Genomic DNA, 16,193 nt, shown 5'->3' with positions numbered 1-16,193 from the left:
AGGGCGTTCGGCGGTCCCGCTGCGGTCGCACCAGCTTAGGCGGGCGCCTGCAAACACTGGAGAACAGCACAAGCGGCGCGATGTTTATAGGACATTTAACGGCTCCTACGATACTGTCCGGGCGCCTGGGTCGAGCCGGTCGGGCGCGAGCAGATGCCCGATGACCTGAAAGGCAGCCAGCCCATGGCCGAGAACGAGTCCACCAGCACCGCAACCCCGTCGGTCGAGCCAGCGGGCACCGAGGCCGCCACCGCGGCCAAGCCCGCCGACGCCGAGGTGGTGGCCGCGGCGGCGGCCGGTGTGGCCGGTCACATCGTCCCCGCGGACGAGCAGCACGTCGACCCGCAGGAGCTCTTCGGCGGCGAGGTCGTCGAGCCGGAGCACGCCGAGGAGAAGGCGGGCGAGACGTTCGAGCCGCTCGGCGCGATCAACAGCCGCCCGTAGGCGCGGCCGGTCCCAGTGCCCCGCACCCCGTTTCACCTGGGGGCGGGGCATTTGCCATGGCCGGGCCGGCGGGGCGGATCCGCCGGACGGTGTTTGCCCGCGCCCGTGACCGGGGCGGAAATCGCCACCCGTTGATCCGGTGCCCACCGGTCGGACCGGATTCCCGGATGACGGCTTCGGGCGCCTGAATATCAGGTCATTGCCGGTGTTTTGCCCGAGGTGGGTGATTTCGGGTTTTCGCCCGGCGATCAATAGCGGTCGGAGGGGTGCGGGGGGCGGCGAATCGCGGGTTCCCGGGCCGGTGGCCGGAACTCGCCGCACTGCGGACGGCCCGGGAGGTCAGGCGACCCGGCTCCCGTCGAGGCGTGGATCGTGGCCGCGGGCCGGCGGCCGGGCGCCGGGAAGGGCCCTCGCGGCCGCCGGGTCGGGGCCGTCCTCGGCGGGGGTCGGTGCCGGGCCGAGGTGCTCGGGCCGGGCGGTCCACTCGCAGCCGCCGGCGGGCGGCCGCAGGTAGCGCTCCCCGCCGATGGTGTCCATGTAGATGCCGGTGCGTCCGGTCCTCCGGTCGAGGACGAGTTCACCCACACACGGCCGGTAGGCCGCTGCGTCGCGCTTCAGGGTGCTCACCGCACTGCTCCTTGCTCTGGTGCGGGCGCGGCGACGGATCCGCCGGCCCTGGTCGCTGTCGGTGCTCGGGTTCTGCTCGGCGACTACCCAGCATCTCTAGAGAAGCTAATATCTCTAGAGATGTCAACGGTCCTACCGGCTTACCAGCGGCCGGAGGCGCGCCTACGATTTCTGGCGAGGGAGAGGACGGGGCGATGACCGGCAGCAGCGGCGGGAAGCAACCCAAGTACCAACGGATCGCCGACACGCTCAAGGCGGCCATCGACTCCGGCGAGTACCGCGCGGGCGACCGCCTGCCGGGCGAGAACGACCTCATGGACGCGTACGGCGTGGCCCGGATGACGGCCCGCCAGGCGCTCGGCGTCCTGCAGAGCGAGGGCATCGCCGAGGCGCGCAAGGGCGCGGGGGTCTTCGTCCGGGACTTCCGGCCGCTGCGGCGGCGCGGGATCCAGCGCCTCGCCCAGGGGCAGTGGGGGTCGGGCCGGTCGATATGGTCCGCGGACATCGACAACCGCACGCTGGTCGTGGACCAGGTGTCGGTCACCGAGCAGGGGGCGCCCGAGCACGTGGCGCGGGTGCTGGGGGTGAATCCGGGGACGCCGATGTGCGTGCGCCACCGCCGCTTCGTGCTGGACGGCAAACCGGTGCTGCTGTCGACGTCCTACCTGCCGGCCGGCCTGGTCGCGGGCACCGCGATCACCCGCGAGGACACCGGCCCGGGCGGCACGTACGCACGGCTGGCGGAGATCGGCGCGAAGCCGGTCCACTTCCGCGAGGAGGTCCGCTCCCGGATGCCCGGGGCCGAGGAGGGCGCCCGGCTCGAACTCTCGGCGGGCACGCCGGTCATCGTGATCTGCCGGACGGCCTTCGCCGACGAGGGCCAGGTCGTCGAGCTGAACGAGATGACGCTCGACGCGGCGTCCTACGTCCTGGAGTACGACTTCGACGCCTGAGCCCCGGCCGCGTCCCCGATCCCGCCCCGGACCCCGGGAACGCGGCCGCCCCGACCGCGCGGACGCGGCCGGGGCGACGGGAAGCCGGGGGTGCTACTCCTTCGAGCGGACCCGCAGGCTGGTGATGAGCGGGCCCTCGGTGGTCTCGCGGAAGAAGTCGTTGCCCTTGTCGTCCACCACGATGAACGCGGGGAAGTCCTCGACCTCGATGCGCCAGACGGCCTCCATGCCCAGCTCGGCGTACTCCAGCACCTCGACCTTCTTGATGCAGTCCTGGGCGAGGCGGGCGGCCGGGCCGCCGATCGAGCCCAGGTAGAAGCCGCCGTGCTCGGCGCAGGCGTCGGTGACCTGCTTGCTGCGGTTGCCCTTGGCGAGCATGACCATCGAGCCGCCGGCCGCCTGGAACTGGTCGACGTAGGAGTCCATCCGCCCGGCCGTGGTGGGGCCGAAGGAGCCGGACGCGAAGCCCTCGGGGGTCTTGGCCGGGCCGGCGTAGTAGACCGGGTGGTCCTGGAGGTACTTGGGCATGCCCTCGCCGGCGTCCAGCCGCTCCTTGATCTTGGCGTGGGCGATGTCGCGCGCGACGACCAGCGTGCCGGTCAGCGAGAGCCGGGTCTTGACCGGGTACTTGGAGAGCTCGGCGCGGATCGCCGACATCGGCTGGTTGAGGTCGACGCGCACCACGTCGTCGTCCAGGTGCTCGTCCGTGGTGTCCGGCAGGTACCCGGCCGGGTCGGTCTCCAGCTGCTCCAGGAAGACGCCCTCGGCGGTGATCTTGCCCAGCGCCTGGCGGTCGGCGGAGCAGGAGACGGCCATCGCGACCGGCAGCGAGGCGCCGTGGCGCGGCAGCCGGATCACCCGCACGTCGTGGCAGAAGTACTTGCCGCCGAACTGCGCGCCGATGCCGATCTGCTGGGTCAGCTCGGTGACCTTGGCCTCCAGCTCCAGGTCCCGGAACCCGTGGCCGGTCTTCGCGTCGCCCTCGGTCGGCAGCTGGTCCAGGTAGTGCGCCGAGGCGTACTTGGCGGTCTTCAGCGCGAACTCCGCGCTGGTGCCGCCGATCACGATGGCCAGGTGGTACGGCGGGCAGGCGGCGGTGCCGAGCGAGCGGATCTTCTGCTCCAGGAACGAGAGCATGCTCGCCTCGTTCAGGATCGCCTTGGTCTCCTGGTAGAGGTACGACTTGTTGGCCGAGCCGCCGCCCTTGGCCATGAACAGGAACTTGTAGGCGTCGCCGTCGGTCGCGTACAGCTCGATCTGCGCGGGCAGGTTGTTGCCGGTGTTCTTCTCGTCCCACATGGTGACCGGGGCCATCTGGGAGTAGCGCAGGTTCAGCCGGGTGTACGCGTCGTAGACGCCGCGCGCGATGGCGGCCTCGTCGCCGCCCTCGGTCAGCACGTTCTGGCCGCGCTTGCCCATGACGATGGCCGTACCGGTGTCCTGGCACATCGGGAGGATCCCGCCGGCCGAGATGTTGACGTTCTTCAGCAGGTCCAGCGCGACGAAGCGGTCGTTCGGGCTGGCCTGCGGGTCGTCCAGGATGCGGCGCAGCTGGGCGAGGTGGGCGGGCCGGAGGTAGTGCGAGATGTCGTGCATCGCCTCGGCGGTGAGCAGCCGCAGGGCCTCGGGCTCGACCCGGAGGAAGGTGCGACCGCCGGCCTCGAAGGTGGAGACACCCTCGGAGGTCAGCTTGCGGTACGGGGTCGGGTCAGCGCCCAGGGGGAGCAGGTCGCTGTACTCGAAGTCTGGCGTGGGAGCCATGGGGGCGGTCCTTAGTGTTCCGTGTTCCGGCTGCGTCGGCGAAGCACCCTCAAGGGTAGGACCCGGGGAAACGTCGCACGCGGACAGGGCAGCCTGCGTGACCGGTGTCACTCGGACATGCGTACGAGGCTTGCCCGGGTGACTAGTCTTGGGCCGTGGACAACTCGCCGTCGCAGGACGACCAGGGCCAGTCGCCCGTACCCATGACCAAGCCGGAGGCCGCGCCGCCCGTCCGGGCGGTGCCCGCCCCGGTCGCTGAGGCCGAGATGCGGGCCTCGGACGCCGACCGCGAGCGGGTCGCGGAGCTGCTGCGCGACGCCTACGCCGAGGGCCGGCTGAACGTCGACGAGCACGCCGAGCGGATCGAGGCCGCGTACGGGGCGAAGACCCTGGGCGAACTCGTACCGCTCACCCGGGACCTTCCGACCCACCGGTCGATCTCCTTCGAGAAGCCCCCGCTGGGCGCCCCCGAGGCCCGCCCGGACGGACCGGTGCGGCTGCCGGCCCGGCAGGAGGCGCCGACCATGGTGGCGATCTTCGGCGGGGCCTCCCGCAAGGGCCGTTGGCGGGTCGGTTCGCACCTGCGGGCGGTCGCGCTGTTCGGCGGGATCGAGATCGACCTGACCGACGCCGTCTTCGAGTCGCCCGAGGTGGTGATCGAGGTGACGGCGGTGTTCGGCGGGGTCGACATCAAGGTGCCGGAGAACGTCAGCCTGCACGGCGGCGGCGTCGGCATCTTCGGAGGCTTCGACGTGAAGGAGCAGACCGCCGCGGACCCGTACGCGCCCGTCGTCCGGGTCAAGGGGGCCGCGGTGTTCGGCGGTTGCGAGGCGCGGCCGCGCAAGGGCAAGAAGCTCAAGGAGTGGGTGCGCAAGCAGCTGGGCGCCGAGTAGGCCCGCCCGGCGGGACCAGCCGGAGCAGCGCCGGAGCGGCGCCGGAGTCGTGCCGAGGTCGGTACGGAGCCGCTCCGGGGCCGGTGCGCCCGAACTGTCCGAAGTGCCCGGCTGGGAACAACTCCCAGCCGGGCACTCCTCGTTGTGTTCGGTGCACTCTGTAGTCGATTGCGTGCAGTGTGCATGAATCACGGCGCGGCGGGGTAATTCCTCTCGCACATCGCTTCTTGTACGGCTGCGCACCGGGGGCGGCCTGTGGCCGGCCCGGGGGGTGAAGAGCGGGGGCTCGCAGCCGGGCAGGGGAGCGAGCTTCCCCGTGTCCGAGAGCCTCGTCAGGAGTACGGCCGTGCTGCATCCGATCGAGTCCCGCACCACATCGCCCATCGCCGCCGCCCAGGTACTGGACCGCAGGCCAGGCGCCCAGCCGCAGAGCGAGGACGATCCCTGGCACACCGGTGCGGCCTGTCGGCGGGACGAGGTGGGGCTGTTCTTCGCGCCCTCCAAGGAGCCCACGGCGGCCCGGCTTTCGCGTGAGGAGCAGGCGAAGCAGGTCTGCGCCCGCTGCCCGGTGCTGCTGGAGTGCCGGGAGCACGCGCTCGCGCAGCCGGAGCCGTACGGGGTGTGGGGCGGTCTGACCGCCGCCGAGCGCCGGGTGGTGCTGGCCCGCCGGCGGCGCCGGGAGGCCGAGCTGCGCGAGGCGGCCCGGGTGCCGGCCGCCCCCCGCCGGATAGCGGGCTGAGCGGGAGAACGACGGGGCGCGGCCTCGGCGGAGGGGGATTCCGCCGAGACCGCGCCCCGTCGTGCACGACCGGCCGCGAACCCGTCGCGAACCGGTCGTGAACGTGTCGCCGAAGCGGGTGCGCACCGGCCGCCGGTCCTTCGCCGGCCGGCCGCAACCCGCTTTCGGGATCCGTCAGTTGGCGCGGTCGAAGTCGATCGCGCTGTAGGCCCGCAGCTTGGACAGCTTGTGGGTGGAGTGGATCTCCCGGATGGTGCCGCTCTTGGAACGCATCACCAGCGAGCTGGTGGTGGCGGTCTCCTGGCGGTAGTGCACACCGCGCAGCAGCTCGCCGTCGGTGATGCCGGTGGCGACGAAGAACACGTTCTCGCCGCTGACCAGGTCGTTGGTGGTCAGGACGCGGTCCAGGTCGTGACCGGCGTCGAGGGCCTTCTGCCGCTCGGCCTCGTCCTTGGGCCAGAGCCGGCCCTGGATCACGCCGCCCATGCACTTCATGGCGCAGGCCGCGATGATGCCCTCGGGGGTGCCGCCGACGCCCATCAGCAGGTCGACGCCGGTGCCCTCGCGGGCGGCCATGATGGCGCCGGCGACGTCGCCGTCGGAGATGAACTTGATCCGGGCGCCGGCCTCGCGGATCTCCTGGACCAGGCCCTCGTGGCGCGGGCGGTCGAGGATGACGACCGTGACGTCCTCGACGGCGCTGCCCTTGGCCTTGGCGACCCGCCGGATGTTGACGGCCGCCGGGGCGGTGATGTCGACGAACTCGGCGGCCTCCGGGCCGCAGACCAGCTTGTCCATGTAGAACACGGCGCTGGGGTCGAACATGGTGCCGCGGTCGGCGACGGCCAGCACGGCGACGGCGTTGTTCATGCCCTTGGCGGTCAGCGTGGTGCCGTCGACCGGGTCCACGGCGACATCGCACTCGGCGCCGGTGCCGTCGCCGACCCGCTCGCCGTTGTAGAGCATCGGGGCCTCGTCCTTCTCGCCCTCCCCGATGACGACGACGCCGTTCATCGAGACGGTCGAGACGAGCGTGCGCATCGCCTTCACGGCGGCACCGTCGGCGCCGTTCTTGTCACCACGGCCGACCCAGCGGCCGGCGGCCATCGCGGCCGCCTCGGTGACCCGGACGAGTTCGAGCGCGAGGTTCCGGTCGGGAGCCTCGGGAGCGACCTCAAGGGATCGGGGGAGGTTGTGCGGGTACTGCGTGGTCATCGTCGTTACCTCTCTGTACGCGACGGCCAGTAAGCGCCCGACTACTGCCTGGTCGAACGCCGTGGTGAGGGTCCTGCGATCGTATCTGCCCACGAGATGACTGTCTGTGGCGTGGGTCGCCACCCCCTGCCGGGGCCGTGCGGTTTGCCCCGCTTCACCCGTACGTGGACACCCCGGGTGAGGGGGGCGCGAACCCCATGAGTCACCATGTGGGGGTGGCAGCGGAGAGCAAGGGCATGAGGGGCCGGCAGACGGTACGGGACATGGTCCTGTCGATGCTGGCGGTCGGTGTCGTGGTCTGGGTCGGATACCTGTTCCTCCCGCACGACGCGGACGGCGACGGTGTGCGGAAGGTCGAGTACAAGGTGGCGGCCGCCTCGGCGAAGCGGGCCGCGCCCTACCCCCTGCTGGCTCCGGAGGGCCTCTCCGACCAGTGGCGCGCCACCTCGGTGAAGTACGACCCGGCGGCGCTGGGCGGCGGCCGGGGCAACGCCTGGCACCTGGGCCTCGTCACCCCCTCCGGCCAGTACGCGGCCGTCGAGCAGAGCGACGTCTCCCGCGACACCCTGCTCGACGCGATGGTGGCGGGCGGCAAGCCGGACGGCACCTCGGAGGTGGCCGGCCAGACCTGGGACCGCATCCAGGGCACCAAGTCCCGCGCCCTGGCCGTCCAGAACGGCGGCGCCACCACCGTGCTCACCGGTACCGCCTCGTACGAGGAGCTGGCCGAGCTGGCCAAGGCGCTCAAGTAGGCCCGGACCAAAACGGGAGGGCCCGCACCGGTACGACCGGTGCGGGCCCTCCCGCATGCCTCGCGCGTGCCTCGCGGCTTCCGCGCCCGAGGGTGATCAGACGGTGGTGACGACCTCGTCGTAGGCCAGTCGCGGCGAGCGCGGGTACCAGGCGTCCTCGCCCGGCTTGCCGATGTTGACGACGGCCAGCACCGAGTGCTCGCCGTCGGCGAAGAACTCCTTGTTGATGCCCGCGGCGTCGTAGCCGGTCATCGGGCCCGCGGCCAGGCCGGCGGCGCGCACGCCGATGATGAAGTAGCCCGCCTGCAGGGCGCCGTTCAGCGCCGCGGAGGACTCGCGGACCGGGCGCTCGGTGAAGAAGAGGTCCTTGGCCTGCGGGAAGCTGGGCAGCTGGGTCGGCAGCTCCTCGTGGAACTCGTTGTCCACGGCCAGGATGGCGACCAGCGGCGCGGCGGCGGTCTTGGCCTTGTTGCCGTCCGCCAGGTGCTGGACCAGGCGCTCGCGGCCCTCGGCGGAGCGGACCAGGACGACGCGCAGCGGCTGCTGGTTGAACGCGGTCGGGCCGAACTTGACCAGGTTGTAGATGGCCTGGACCTGCTCCTCGGAGACCGGCTCGTCGGTGAAGGTGTTCGCGGTGCGGGCCTCGCGGAACAGCAGGTCCTGAGCGGCGGCGTCGAGTACCAGGGCGTCGGTGGTCATGCTTGTCTGCACCTCATGCGGGACGGGGTTCGTCTGGACGGCCGGCGGCGCCGGTCATCTCATCCCAACATGGGTGAACTTTCAACTGTTCCCCGGGGTGCTGTGATCCGGATCACTCCCGGGCCGGCCCGCCCTCCTCGGCGGCCAGTGCGGCGTCCAGCCGGGCCCGGGCGCCGTCCAGCCAGCGCTGGCAGACCTTCGCCAGCTGCTCGCCGCGCTCCCAGAGCGCCAGCGACTCCTCCAGCGAGGTGCCGCCGTTCTCCAGCTGCCGGACGACCTCCAGCAGTGCGTCCCGGGCGTGCTCGTACCCCAGCGCGTCGTCCGGGGTCCGCGGCGCCGCCTCCACCTGCTCCTGCTCAGCCATGGGAGCCAGCGTAGGGGCTGGCGCCGACAGAGCGCGGAACCCGCCCTCGGCGGGCACCCCGCTCACGCCCTACGGCTGCGGGCCCGCCGTCACGTCGAAGCCGCCGCCCGCCACCCGGGCGTGCAGCGCGTCGCCTGCGGCGACCTGCGCCGGATCGGTCACCACCGTGCCGTCCGCGCGCTGCAGCACCGCGTAGCCGCGCTCCAGGGTCGCGGCGGGGGACAGCGCGACCACCCGGGCCAGGGTGTGCCCGAGGTCGCTCTGCGCGTGGTCCAGCCGGTGCCCGAGGGTGCGCCGGGCCCGCTCCAGCAGGCCCGCCACCTCCTGGCCGCGCCCGTCCAGCATCCGGTGCGGCGCGGCCAGCGCCGGGCGGCTGCGCAGGCCGTCCAGCCCGTGCTGCTCCCGGTCGACCCGGCCGAGCACCTGCCGGCGGGCCCGGTCGCGCAGGTGCAGCACCTTCGTCAGCTCCTCGCCGACGTCCGGAACCACCCGTTTGGCGGCATCGGTCGGGGTGGAGGCGCGCAGGTCGGCGACGAAGTCCAGCAGCGGCTGGTCCGGCTCGTGCCCGATCGCGCTGACCACCGGCGTCCGGGCGGCCGCGACCAGCCGCACCAGGCCCTCGTCCGAGAACGGCAGCAGGTCCTCGACGCTGCCGCCGCCCCGGGCCACGATGATCACGTCCACCTCGGGGTGCTCGTCCAGCTCGCGCACCGCCGCGCTCACCCGCTCGACCGCGCTGACGCCCTGCACCGGCACGTTGCGCACCTCGAAGCGGACGGCCGGCCAGCGCCGCCGGGCGTTCTCCAGGACGTCCCGCTCCGCCGCCGAGTCGCGACCGGTGACCAGGCCGACGCACTGCGGCAGGAACGGCAGCGGCCGCTTCCGCTCGGCGGCGAACAGGCCCTCCCCGGCGAGGCGGCGCTTCAGCTGCTCCAGCCGGGCCAGCAGCTCGCCGAGCCCCACCAGCCGGATCTCGGCCGCCCGCAGCGAGAGCTGCCCGCGCGCCGCGTACCACTCCGGCTTGGCGTGCACGACGACCCGCGAGCCCTCCTGCACCGCGTCCGCGACCTGTTCGAAGACCGAGCGGAAGCAGGTGACGGTGAGCGACACGTCGGCCTGCGGGTCGCGCAGGGTCAGGAACACCACGCCCGCGCCCGGCCGCCGGCTGAGCTGGGTGATCTGCCCCTCCACCCAGACCGCGCCGAGCCGGTCGACCCAGCCGCCGATCAGCGCGGAGACCTTGCCGACCGGGAGCGGGGCTTCGGGGGAGCTGGTGTTGGCCATGCGTACGAGGCTAGCGCCGGATGCCGACAGGGGAGGCGCCCTGGACGAGCAGGACGAGGAGCCCGGCTCCCAGCCAGACCGCCCCCGCGATCTGTGCCGTGTGCGAGGCCTCGTAGACCACCGCGCCGATCACCGCCAGGCCCAGCACCGGCACCACCACGTGCCGCAGCCAGTCCCGCGAGCCGTGCTTCACCACGTACCAGCCGATCACCGAGGCCTGCAGCAGGGCGAAGGCCGTCAGCGCGCCCATGTTCACCACCGAGGTCAGCTGGTCCAGCCCGTCGTCGCGGTCGGCCGCCCAGACCGCCGCGCCCAGCGTGATCACCGCCGCCACCAGCAGCGCCCGGCGCGGTACCGCGGTGGCCGGGTCCACCGTGCCCAGCAGCCGCGGCAGCCGCCCGTCGCGGGCCATCGCGTACACCAGCCGCCCGGCCGCGGCCTGGCCGGCCAGCGCCGCGAACGCCGCGCCGATCGCCTTGCCGGCCGCCACCAGGACGTGCAGCCAGTGCCCGATCCCGCTCTCGACGGTGTCGTAGAAGGCCGAGCCCTGCGCCGCCGGATCGGCCGCCAGCTGCTGCGGGGTCGTCGGCTCCAGCAGCGCCGCCAGGTAGGTCTGCACCACGAACAGCACCCCGGCCAGCACCAGGCACCACAGCACGGCCCGGGCGACCGCCGCGGAGGCGCCCACCGCCTCCTCCACGAAGGTGGCGATCGCGTCGAAGCCCAGGTACGAGAGCACTGCCACCGACACCGCCGAGACCACCGCGGTCAGCGAGAAGCCGCCGACCGCCGTGAACGGGGTGTCCCAGCCGCGCTGCGCGCCGTCCCGCACCAGCACCACCACCGCCGCGACGACGAAGACGGCCAGCACCGCGATCTCCATCGCCAGCACCGCGAACCCGACCGAGGCCGCCGTCCGCACCCCGACCAGGTTGAGCGCGGTGGTCACCAGCACCGCCAGGGCCGTCCACACCCAGCGCGAGACCTCCGGCACCAGCGAGTGCAGCGCGATCCCGGAGAACAGGTACGCCACCGCCGGGATCAGCAGGTAGTCCAGCATCGCCATCCACCCGGCGATGAAGCCCGGCCCCTCGCCGAGCCCGGCCCGCGCGTAGGCGAACACCGAGCCGGTCTGCGGCACCGCGCGCACCATCTGGGCGTACGAGAAGGCGGTGAGCCCCATCGCGACGGTGGCCGCCAGGTACACCGAGGCGACCGCGCCGTGGCTCTTGGCGTCCAGGACGCCGAACACGCCCACCGGTGCCATCGGGGCGATGAACAGCAGCCCGTACACCATCAGGTCGCGCACGCTCAGGGTGCGCCGCAGCTCGCCGTGACCCGCTTGCTCGCTCATAGACTCCACATTTGAGCATTTGCGGCGGATTCCGACCCGAAGGCGCCAACCGTCGGCGCGGCTCGGTACCGCCCTTACGATGGAGCCATGTCCAACACCGCGCAGCGCCGTGTCCTGCTCGCCGCCCCCCGGGGCTACTGCGCGGGCGTCGACCGCGCCGTGATCGCCGTGGAGAAGGCCCTGGAGCAGTACGGGGCCCCCATCTACGTCCGCAAGCAGATCGTCCACAACAAGTACGTGGTGCAGACCCTGGAGAAGCAGGGCGCGATCTTCGTCGACGAGACGGAGGAGGTGCCCGAGGGCTCGATCGTGGTGTTCTCCGCGCACGGCGTCGCGCCGTCCGTCCATGACGAGGCCGAGGCCGGCCGGCTGGCGACCATCGACGCCACCTGCCCGCTGGTCACCAAGGTGCACAAGGAGGCCGTCCGGTTCGCCGACGAGGGCTTCGACATCCTGCTGGTGGGCCACGAGGGCCACGAGGAGGTCGTCGGCACCATGGGTGAGGCGCCGGACCGGATCCACCTGGTCGACGGCGCCGAGGACGTGGCCAACGTCGAGGTCCGCGACGAGTCCAAGGTGGTCTGGCTCTCCCAGACCACGCTCTCGGTGGACGAGACCATGGCCACCGTCGGCGAGCTGAAGAAGCGCTTCCCGCTGCTGGTCAGCCCGCCCAGCGACGACATCTGCTACGCCACCCAGAACCGCCAGGTCGCCGTCAAGCAGATGGCGCCCGAGACGGACCTGCTGATCGTGGTCGGCTCCAGGAACTCCTCCAACTCGGTCCGCCTGGTCGAGGTCGGCCTGGAGTACGGCGCCAAGGCCGCCCATCTGGTGGACTTCGCCGAGGAGATCCAGGAGTCCTGGCTGGAGGGCGTCACCACGGTCGGCCTCACCAGCGGGGCCTCCGTCCCGGAGATCCTGGTCGATGGCGTCCTCGACTGGCTGGCCGCGCGCGGCTACGGCGACGTGTCGACCGTCAAGACCGCCGAGGAGCACCTGACCTTCTCGCTGCCCAAGGAGCTCCGCCGCGACCTGCGCGCCGAGGCCGCCGGCAAGCTGTAGGACCGTCCCGCGATGCCCGGTGCCCTCAGGGGTACCGGGCATCGCGCTGTGCAGGGCCGGGCCCGCTCTCGTAGTTTTGTGCACAGTTGTGCACAGGCCTGTGGACAACGGTTCGGGACGGCCGTCCCGGACAAACGGTCCGGCGGAGGGTGTTCGTCATGACGGCGGTATTCGGTGTGGACATCGGCGGTTCGGGCATCAAGGGCGCCCCCGTCGACCTCGGCCGGGGCGTGCTCGCCCAGGAGCGGCACAAGGTCCTCACCCCGCAGCCCTCCGCGCCGGAGGCCGTGGTCGCCGCCGTCCGCGAGGTGGTCCGCCACTTCGACCACCAGGGCCCGGTCGGGCTGACCTTCCCCGGGGTGGTGGTCGACGGGCAGACCAGAACCGCGGCCAACGTGGACAAGGGCTGGATCGGCCTGGACGCCGCGGGCCTGTTCCGGGAGGCGCTGGACCTGCCGGCCACCGTGCTCAACGACGCGGACGCGGCCGGCTTCGCCGAGACCGCGCACGGGGCGGGCCGCGACCAGTCGGGCGTGGTGCTGGTGCTCACCTTCGGCACCGGCATCGGCAGCGCCCTGTTCGTGGACGGCACGCTGGTGCCCAACACCGAGCTGGGGCACCTGGAGCTACGCGGCAAGGACGCAGAGCGGCGCGCCTCCTCGGCGGCCAAGGAGCGGCACGGGCTGAACTGGGAGCAGTGGGCCGGCCGGGTGGACGAGTACCTGGACCTGGTGGAGATGCTGTTCTCGCCGCAGCTGATCGTGATCGGCGGCGGGGTGAGCCGCAAGCACGAGAAGTTCCTGCCGCTGCTGCGCGAGCGCGGGGCGCGGATCGTCCCGGCGGAGCTGCGCAACGACGCGGGGATCGTCGGGGCGGCCATGGCGGCCGCGCGGGCGGCGGGCTGACCGCCGCCACTGCGGCGGCCGCAGAGCGGGAAGGCCAGGGAGCCGTGAAGCCGTGAAGCCGTGAAGCTGTAGAGCCGTAGAGCCGTGAGCGGGGGATCGGGAGCAGCGAGCGCGGCGGGCACGACGGGAGTGGAAAGTCGAACCGGCCGACTTTCCACTCCTCAGCGCGCCCGGTGGATCCGCTTCTGGGCCACGAACCGGGCGATGACGATCGCCGCCGCCAGACCGGTGCCGGAGAACAGCCAGCCGGCCCGCAGCGCCAGCCCCGTCGCGAGGGCCACCACCTGGGCGGTCACCCCGGCGGAGGTCACCGGGCCGAGCAGCAGCAGGGCGGCGGCGAAGGCGATCGGCCCGCTGATCGGGGCGGCCAGCAGGTCGACGAAGCGCACCCGGACGGCCAGCTGGAAGCAGATCACCAGGTAGCCGAGGCCGAACAGCACCCCGAGGCCGCCGAACACCAGCCGGTCCACGGCGGCCACCGCGAGGGTCGCCGCCAGCGCGACCACGCCGGCCCCGACCGCGGTCAGCCGGGCCGGCCGGCCGTTGCGCCGGCGGCCGTAGACCCGCACCTCGGGGCGGCCCTCGCCGCGGGCGTCCGCACGCCCCTCGGTGCGCGCGCCGAACGGCAGCCGCAGCCGCGCGCCGCCCGGGCGGGCCCGTTCGGGCGCGCCGGCCACGGGGCGTAGCCGGGAGGCGGGGGCTGCGGCCCCGTCGGTCTCGGGGGCCCGCCCGGGCCCGGGGACGGCGGCCCCGGCCGCGCCGTTCGGCGGTCGGCGTCTGGGCCCTGGCGGCTGGGTTCGGATGCTCTGCTCCACCCGTCCAACGTACGGTCCGATCATCGCCACACTGTGTAATGGGGGTCCGGGCCTTGCTCCGTGTCTCCGGACGGAGTACTGATGTGATCGTCGATCAACTCGTCCAGGGGGATTCATGACCAGCGGTTTCACCTTCGAGCGCCTGCACCACGTGCAGCTCGACATCCCGGCCGGTGCGGAGGAGGACTGCCGCGCGTTCTGGGCGGGGGTGCTCGGTATGACCGAGCTGGTCAAGCCGCCGGTGCTGGCCGCGCGGGGCGGCTGCTGGTTCCGCGGCGGCGGGGTCGAGGTGCACCTCGGCGTGGTCCCGGAGTTCCGGCCCGCCCGCAAGGGGCACCCGGGGATCCAGGTGGGAGCGCTGGACGCGCTGGCCGAGCGGCTGGCCGCCCATGGTCATGAGGTCATCTGGGATGACAACCTGCCCGGTCACCGTCGGTTCCACTCCAGCGACCGGCTCGGTAACCGGTTGGAGTTCCTGGAGCCGCTACCGGCGGCGGCGGGCGCCTGAGTCGCTGCCCGTAGACTGGGGGATCGGCCCGCACGGTGCCGACCCAACTCCTCCAAGCCCACGGGACTGCGCTTCATGTCGCTCACGATCGGAATCGTCGGCCTGCCGAACGTCGGCAAGTCGACCCTGTTCAACGCCCTGACCAAGAACGACGTGCTGGCGGCCAACTACCCGTTCGCCACCATCGAGCCGAACGTGGGCGTCGTCGGCGTACCGGACGCCCGGCTGGCGAAGCTCGCCGAGATCTTCGGCTCGCAGCGGATCCTCCCGGCGACCGTGGACTTCGTGGACATCGCCGGCATCGTGCGCGGCGCCTCGGTCGGTGAGGGACTGGGCAACAAGTTCCTGGCGAACATCCGTGAGTCGGACGCGATCTGCCAGGTCATCCGGGCCTTCGTCGACCCGGACGTGGTGCACGTGGACGGCAAGGTCTCGCCGAAGGACGACATCGAGACCATCAACACCGAGCTGATCCTCGCCGACCTCCAGTCGATCGAGAAGGTGCTGCCCCGGCTCCAGAAGGAGGCCCGCCTGAAGAAGGAGTCGGCCGCCACGCTGGCCGCCGCCGAGGCCGCCCAGAAGATCCTGGAGACCGGCAAGACCCTCTTCGAGGCGGGCTTCGACGCCTCCTCGGTGCGCGAGCTGCACCTGCTCACCACCAAGCCCTTCCTCTACGTCTTCAACGTCGACGAGGACGAGCTGGTCGACGAGGAGTTCAAGGAGGCCCAGCGCGCCCTGGTCGCCCCCGCCGAGGCGATCTTCCTGAACGCCAAGATCGAGTCCGAGCTGATCGGCATGGACGAGGACGAGGCGCTGGAGCTCCTCCAGTCGATGGGCCAGGAGGAGACTGGCATGGCCACCCTCGGCCGGGTCGGCTACGAGACCCTCGGCCTGCAGAGCTACCTCACCGCGGGCCCCAAGGAGACCAGGGCCTGGACCATCAAGAAGGGCGCCACCGCCCCCGAGGCCGCCGGTGTCATCCACACCGACTTCCAGAAGGGCTTCATCAAGGCCGAGGTCATCTCCTTCACCGACCTGGTCGAGACCGGCTCCATCGCCGAGGCCCGCTCCAAGGGCAAGGCCCGCATCGAGGGCAAGGACTACGTCATGCAGGACGGCGACGTGGTGGAGTTCCGCTTCAACGTGTGATCCGGTCGTCGCTCCAGGCTGACACCACTTGTCGTGTTCGCAGGTCGGACGGGGCCCGCCTCTCCTGAGGCGGGCCCCGATCGCTTTCCCGAGCCGGCGGCACCGGGTGATCAGAACCGCGTCGTCGGCGACCTTGTGGATCAAGGTGATCCTCACTCCGGGGCCGTTGGATCCCGTACTGCCCCTCCGTCGTTCTCCAGTTCCTCGATCGCGGCGAGGATGCGGCGGGCGTTGGCCGGGCTGCGCAGGAGGCGGGCGGTCTCCTTGAGGGACTGGTAGTCGTCCAGGGGGACGATGACCACCGGCTCATGTCCGGTGCGGGTGATCACTACCTCCTCGCGGTCGTCCGTGACCGCGGCGAGCACCTCCGCGTAGCGTGCGCGGGACTCCGAGTAGGTCATCGTCTTCGTGGTCGAGCCCTCCTTGGGTGTACCGGAAACCGTACGTCCGCGGCGGTGCTCGACAGGCGTGCAGGGGCGGTTGCGGTATGCGGAGTGCGGTCTCCCAGTTGGCGTTCATTCGTGGTCGGCCGAGCCGATCGGACGGATGTTTGATTGACTGTTGATCAGTTCGCCAGGGGGGCGGGAGCGGTGGCGGCCGTGCCCGTGTCGTCGCCCTGGTCGCATGCCGTCCATGCCTCCGCGACCGGTCGTGCCGGTGCGCGGGGAG

The 16,193-nt window shown here is 72.2% G+C and carries 18 protein-coding genes; 9 read left to right on the top strand and 9 right to left on the bottom strand.

All coding sequences use genetic code 11. The features are described 5' to 3' along the window. Window positions 1–183 precede the first annotated feature (183 nt). The gene (locus ACFVVX_RS12870) at window positions 184–444 is read left to right on the top strand and encodes a hypothetical protein (protein ID WP_387944542.1); all 261 of its coding nucleotides are present in this window, start codon (window positions 184–186) and stop codon (window positions 442–444) included. Window positions 445–783: 339 nt separating this feature from the next. On the opposite strand, the gene ACFVVX_RS12865 is transcribed toward ACFVVX_RS12870, so the two are convergent. Next, window positions 784–1,071: a hypothetical protein gene (locus ACFVVX_RS12865; protein ID WP_387944540.1), complete on the bottom strand. Its 288-nt coding sequence runs from the start codon at window positions 1,069–1,071 to the stop codon at window positions 784–786. A gap of 194 nt (window positions 1,072–1,265) precedes the next feature. On the opposite strand from ACFVVX_RS12865, the gene ACFVVX_RS12860 reads away from it, so the two are divergent. Continuing rightward, window positions 1,266–2,024 (top strand): GntR family transcriptional regulator, encoded by a 759-nt coding sequence (locus ACFVVX_RS12860; protein ID WP_387944538.1) that lies wholly within the window; start codon window positions 1,266–1,268, stop codon window positions 2,022–2,024. 93 nt (window positions 2,025–2,117) lie between these two features. Here ACFVVX_RS12860 and ACFVVX_RS12855 read toward each other — a convergent pair whose 3' ends face one another. Then, a complete protein-coding gene (locus tag ACFVVX_RS12855) occupies window positions 2,118–3,785 on the bottom strand; it encodes a fumarate hydratase (RefSeq protein WP_387944536.1) in 1,668 nt (555 codons plus the stop codon). A 155-nt stretch (window positions 3,786–3,940) separates the two neighbouring features. Between ACFVVX_RS12855 and ACFVVX_RS12850 the strand changes: the two genes are divergently transcribed. Together ACFVVX_RS12850 and ACFVVX_RS12845 are read left to right on the top strand one after the other, a co-directional pair. Further along, complete coding sequence (locus ACFVVX_RS12850) at window positions 3,941–4,678, top strand: DUF1707 domain-containing protein (RefSeq protein WP_387944534.1); 738 nt, start codon at window positions 3,941–3,943, stop codon at window positions 4,676–4,678. Window positions 4,679–5,060: 382 nt separating this feature from the next. Further along, window positions 5,061–5,417: a WhiB family transcriptional regulator gene (locus ACFVVX_RS12845; protein ID WP_387944652.1), complete on the top strand. Its 357-nt coding sequence runs from the start codon at window positions 5,061–5,063 to the stop codon at window positions 5,415–5,417. A gap of 174 nt (window positions 5,418–5,591) precedes the next feature. On the opposite strand, the gene glpX is transcribed toward ACFVVX_RS12845, so the two are convergent. Next, window positions 5,592–6,632, bottom strand: coding sequence for a class II fructose-bisphosphatase (glpX, locus tag ACFVVX_RS12840; protein ID WP_387944532.1), 1,041 nt, complete (start codon window positions 6,630–6,632; stop codon window positions 5,592–5,594). Window positions 6,633–6,847: 215 nt separating this feature from the next. Here glpX and ACFVVX_RS12835 point away from each other — a divergent pair, with 215 nt between their 5' ends. Then, complete coding sequence (locus ACFVVX_RS12835; protein ID WP_387944530.1) at window positions 6,848–7,384, top strand: DUF4245 domain-containing protein; 537 nt, start codon at window positions 6,848–6,850, stop codon at window positions 7,382–7,384. Between the two features lie 96 nt (window positions 7,385–7,480). Here the strand turns inward: ACFVVX_RS12835 and ACFVVX_RS12830 are convergent, their stop codons facing one another. The 4 genes from ACFVVX_RS12830 to ACFVVX_RS12815 all read right to left on the bottom strand — a co-directional run bounded on the left by ACFVVX_RS12830 (window position 7,481) and on the right by ACFVVX_RS12815 (window position 11,085). Beyond that, a complete protein-coding gene (locus ACFVVX_RS12830; RefSeq protein WP_387944528.1) occupies window positions 7,481–8,083 on the bottom strand; it encodes a malonic semialdehyde reductase in 603 nt (200 codons plus the stop codon). A gap of 112 nt (window positions 8,084–8,195) precedes the next feature. Beyond that, a complete protein-coding gene (locus ACFVVX_RS12825) occupies window positions 8,196–8,447 on the bottom strand; it encodes an exodeoxyribonuclease VII small subunit (RefSeq protein WP_387944526.1) in 252 nt (83 codons plus the stop codon). A gap of 69 nt (window positions 8,448–8,516) precedes the next feature. Beyond that, entirely contained in the window at window positions 8,517–9,731 is a 1,215-nt protein-coding gene (gene xseA / locus ACFVVX_RS12820; RefSeq protein WP_387944524.1) for an exodeoxyribonuclease VII large subunit, read from the bottom strand. Between the two features lie 10 nt (window positions 9,732–9,741). Continuing rightward, complete coding sequence (locus tag ACFVVX_RS12815; protein ID WP_387944522.1) at window positions 9,742–11,085, bottom strand: APC family permease; 1,344 nt, start codon at window positions 11,083–11,085, stop codon at window positions 9,742–9,744. Window positions 11,086–11,172: 87 nt separating this feature from the next. Here ACFVVX_RS12815 and ACFVVX_RS12810 point away from each other — a divergent pair, with 87 nt between their 5' ends. Then, window positions 11,173–12,147, top strand: a complete 975-nt coding sequence (locus ACFVVX_RS12810; RefSeq protein ID WP_387944520.1) for a 4-hydroxy-3-methylbut-2-enyl diphosphate reductase — start codon at window positions 11,173–11,175, stop codon at window positions 12,145–12,147. A gap of 158 nt (window positions 12,148–12,305) precedes the next feature. Beyond that, window positions 12,306–13,052, top strand: coding sequence for a polyphosphate--glucose phosphotransferase (ppgK, locus tag ACFVVX_RS12805; protein ID WP_387944518.1), 747 nt, complete (start codon window positions 12,306–12,308; stop codon window positions 13,050–13,052). A 161-nt stretch (window positions 13,053–13,213) separates the two neighbouring features. Here the strand turns inward: ppgK and ACFVVX_RS12800 are convergent, their stop codons facing one another. Next, window positions 13,214–13,867, bottom strand: a complete 654-nt coding sequence (locus ACFVVX_RS12800; RefSeq protein WP_387944516.1) for a DUF6542 domain-containing protein — start codon at window positions 13,865–13,867, stop codon at window positions 13,214–13,216. A gap of 115 nt (window positions 13,868–13,982) precedes the next feature. Here ACFVVX_RS12800 and ACFVVX_RS12795 point away from each other — a divergent pair, with 115 nt between their 5' ends. Both ACFVVX_RS12795 and ychF read left to right on the top strand, forming a co-directional pair. Next, window positions 13,983–14,375: a glyoxalase gene (locus ACFVVX_RS12795; protein WP_387944514.1), complete on the top strand. Its 393-nt coding sequence runs from the start codon at window positions 13,983–13,985 to the stop codon at window positions 14,373–14,375. 75 nt (window positions 14,376–14,450) lie between these two features. Further along, window positions 14,451–15,524, top strand: coding sequence for a redox-regulated ATPase YchF (gene ychF, locus ACFVVX_RS12790; protein WP_387944512.1), 1,074 nt, complete (start codon window positions 14,451–14,453; stop codon window positions 15,522–15,524). A gap of 152 nt (window positions 15,525–15,676) precedes the next feature. Here the strand turns inward: ychF and ACFVVX_RS12785 are convergent, their stop codons facing one another. Next, window positions 15,677–15,925 (bottom strand): type II toxin-antitoxin system Phd/YefM family antitoxin, encoded by a 249-nt coding sequence (locus tag ACFVVX_RS12785; RefSeq protein WP_387944510.1) that lies wholly within the window; start codon window positions 15,923–15,925, stop codon window positions 15,677–15,679. Between the last annotated feature and the right edge of the window lie 268 nt (window positions 15,926–16,193).

Source organism: Kitasatospora sp. NPDC058170, assembly GCF_042883905.1.
Taxonomy (GTDB): Bacteria; Actinomycetota; Actinomycetes; order Streptomycetales; family Streptomycetaceae; genus Kitasatospora.
This window is presented reverse-complemented; position numbering and strand designations above follow the sequence as displayed.

Bases quoted from the DNA above. Each gene is read 5' to 3' on its own strand.
- ACFVVX_RS12860 (WP_387944538.1), top strand. From the start codon at position 1,266: ATGACCGGCAGCAGCGGCGGGAAGCAACCCAAGTACCAACGGATCGCC.
- ACFVVX_RS12870 (WP_387944542.1), top strand. From the start codon at position 184: ATGGCCGAGAACGAGTCCACCAGCACCGCAACCCCGTCGGTCGAGCCA.
- ACFVVX_RS12855 (WP_387944536.1), bottom strand. From the start codon at position 3,785: ATGGCTCCCACGCCAGACTTCGAGTACAGCGACCTGCTCCCCCTGGGC.
- ACFVVX_RS12810 (WP_387944520.1), top strand. From the start codon at position 11,173: ATGTCCAACACCGCGCAGCGCCGTGTCCTGCTCGCCGCCCCCCGGGGC.
- ACFVVX_RS12815 (WP_387944522.1), bottom strand. From the start codon at position 11,085: ATGAGCGAGCAAGCGGGTCACGGCGAGCTGCGGCGCACCCTGAGCGTG.
- ACFVVX_RS12795 (WP_387944514.1), top strand. From the start codon at position 13,983: ATGACCAGCGGTTTCACCTTCGAGCGCCTGCACCACGTGCAGCTCGAC.
- ppgK (WP_387944518.1), top strand. From the start codon at position 12,306: ATGACGGCGGTATTCGGTGTGGACATCGGCGGTTCGGGCATCAAGGGC.
- ACFVVX_RS12825 (WP_387944526.1), bottom strand. From the start codon at position 8,447: ATGGCTGAGCAGGAGCAGGTGGAGGCGGCGCCGCGGACCCCGGACGAC.
- ACFVVX_RS12785 (WP_387944510.1), bottom strand. From the start codon at position 15,925: ATGACCTACTCGGAGTCCCGCGCACGCTACGCGGAGGTGCTCGCCGCG.
- xseA (WP_387944524.1), bottom strand. From the start codon at position 9,731: ATGGCCAACACCAGCTCCCCCGAAGCCCCGCTCCCGGTCGGCAAGGTC.
- ychF (WP_387944512.1), top strand. From the start codon at position 14,451: ATGTCGCTCACGATCGGAATCGTCGGCCTGCCGAACGTCGGCAAGTCG.
- ACFVVX_RS12830 (WP_387944528.1), bottom strand. From the start codon at position 8,083: ATGACCACCGACGCCCTGGTACTCGACGCCGCCGCTCAGGACCTGCTG.
- glpX (WP_387944532.1), bottom strand. From the start codon at position 6,632: ATGACCACGCAGTACCCGCACAACCTCCCCCGATCCCTTGAGGTCGCT.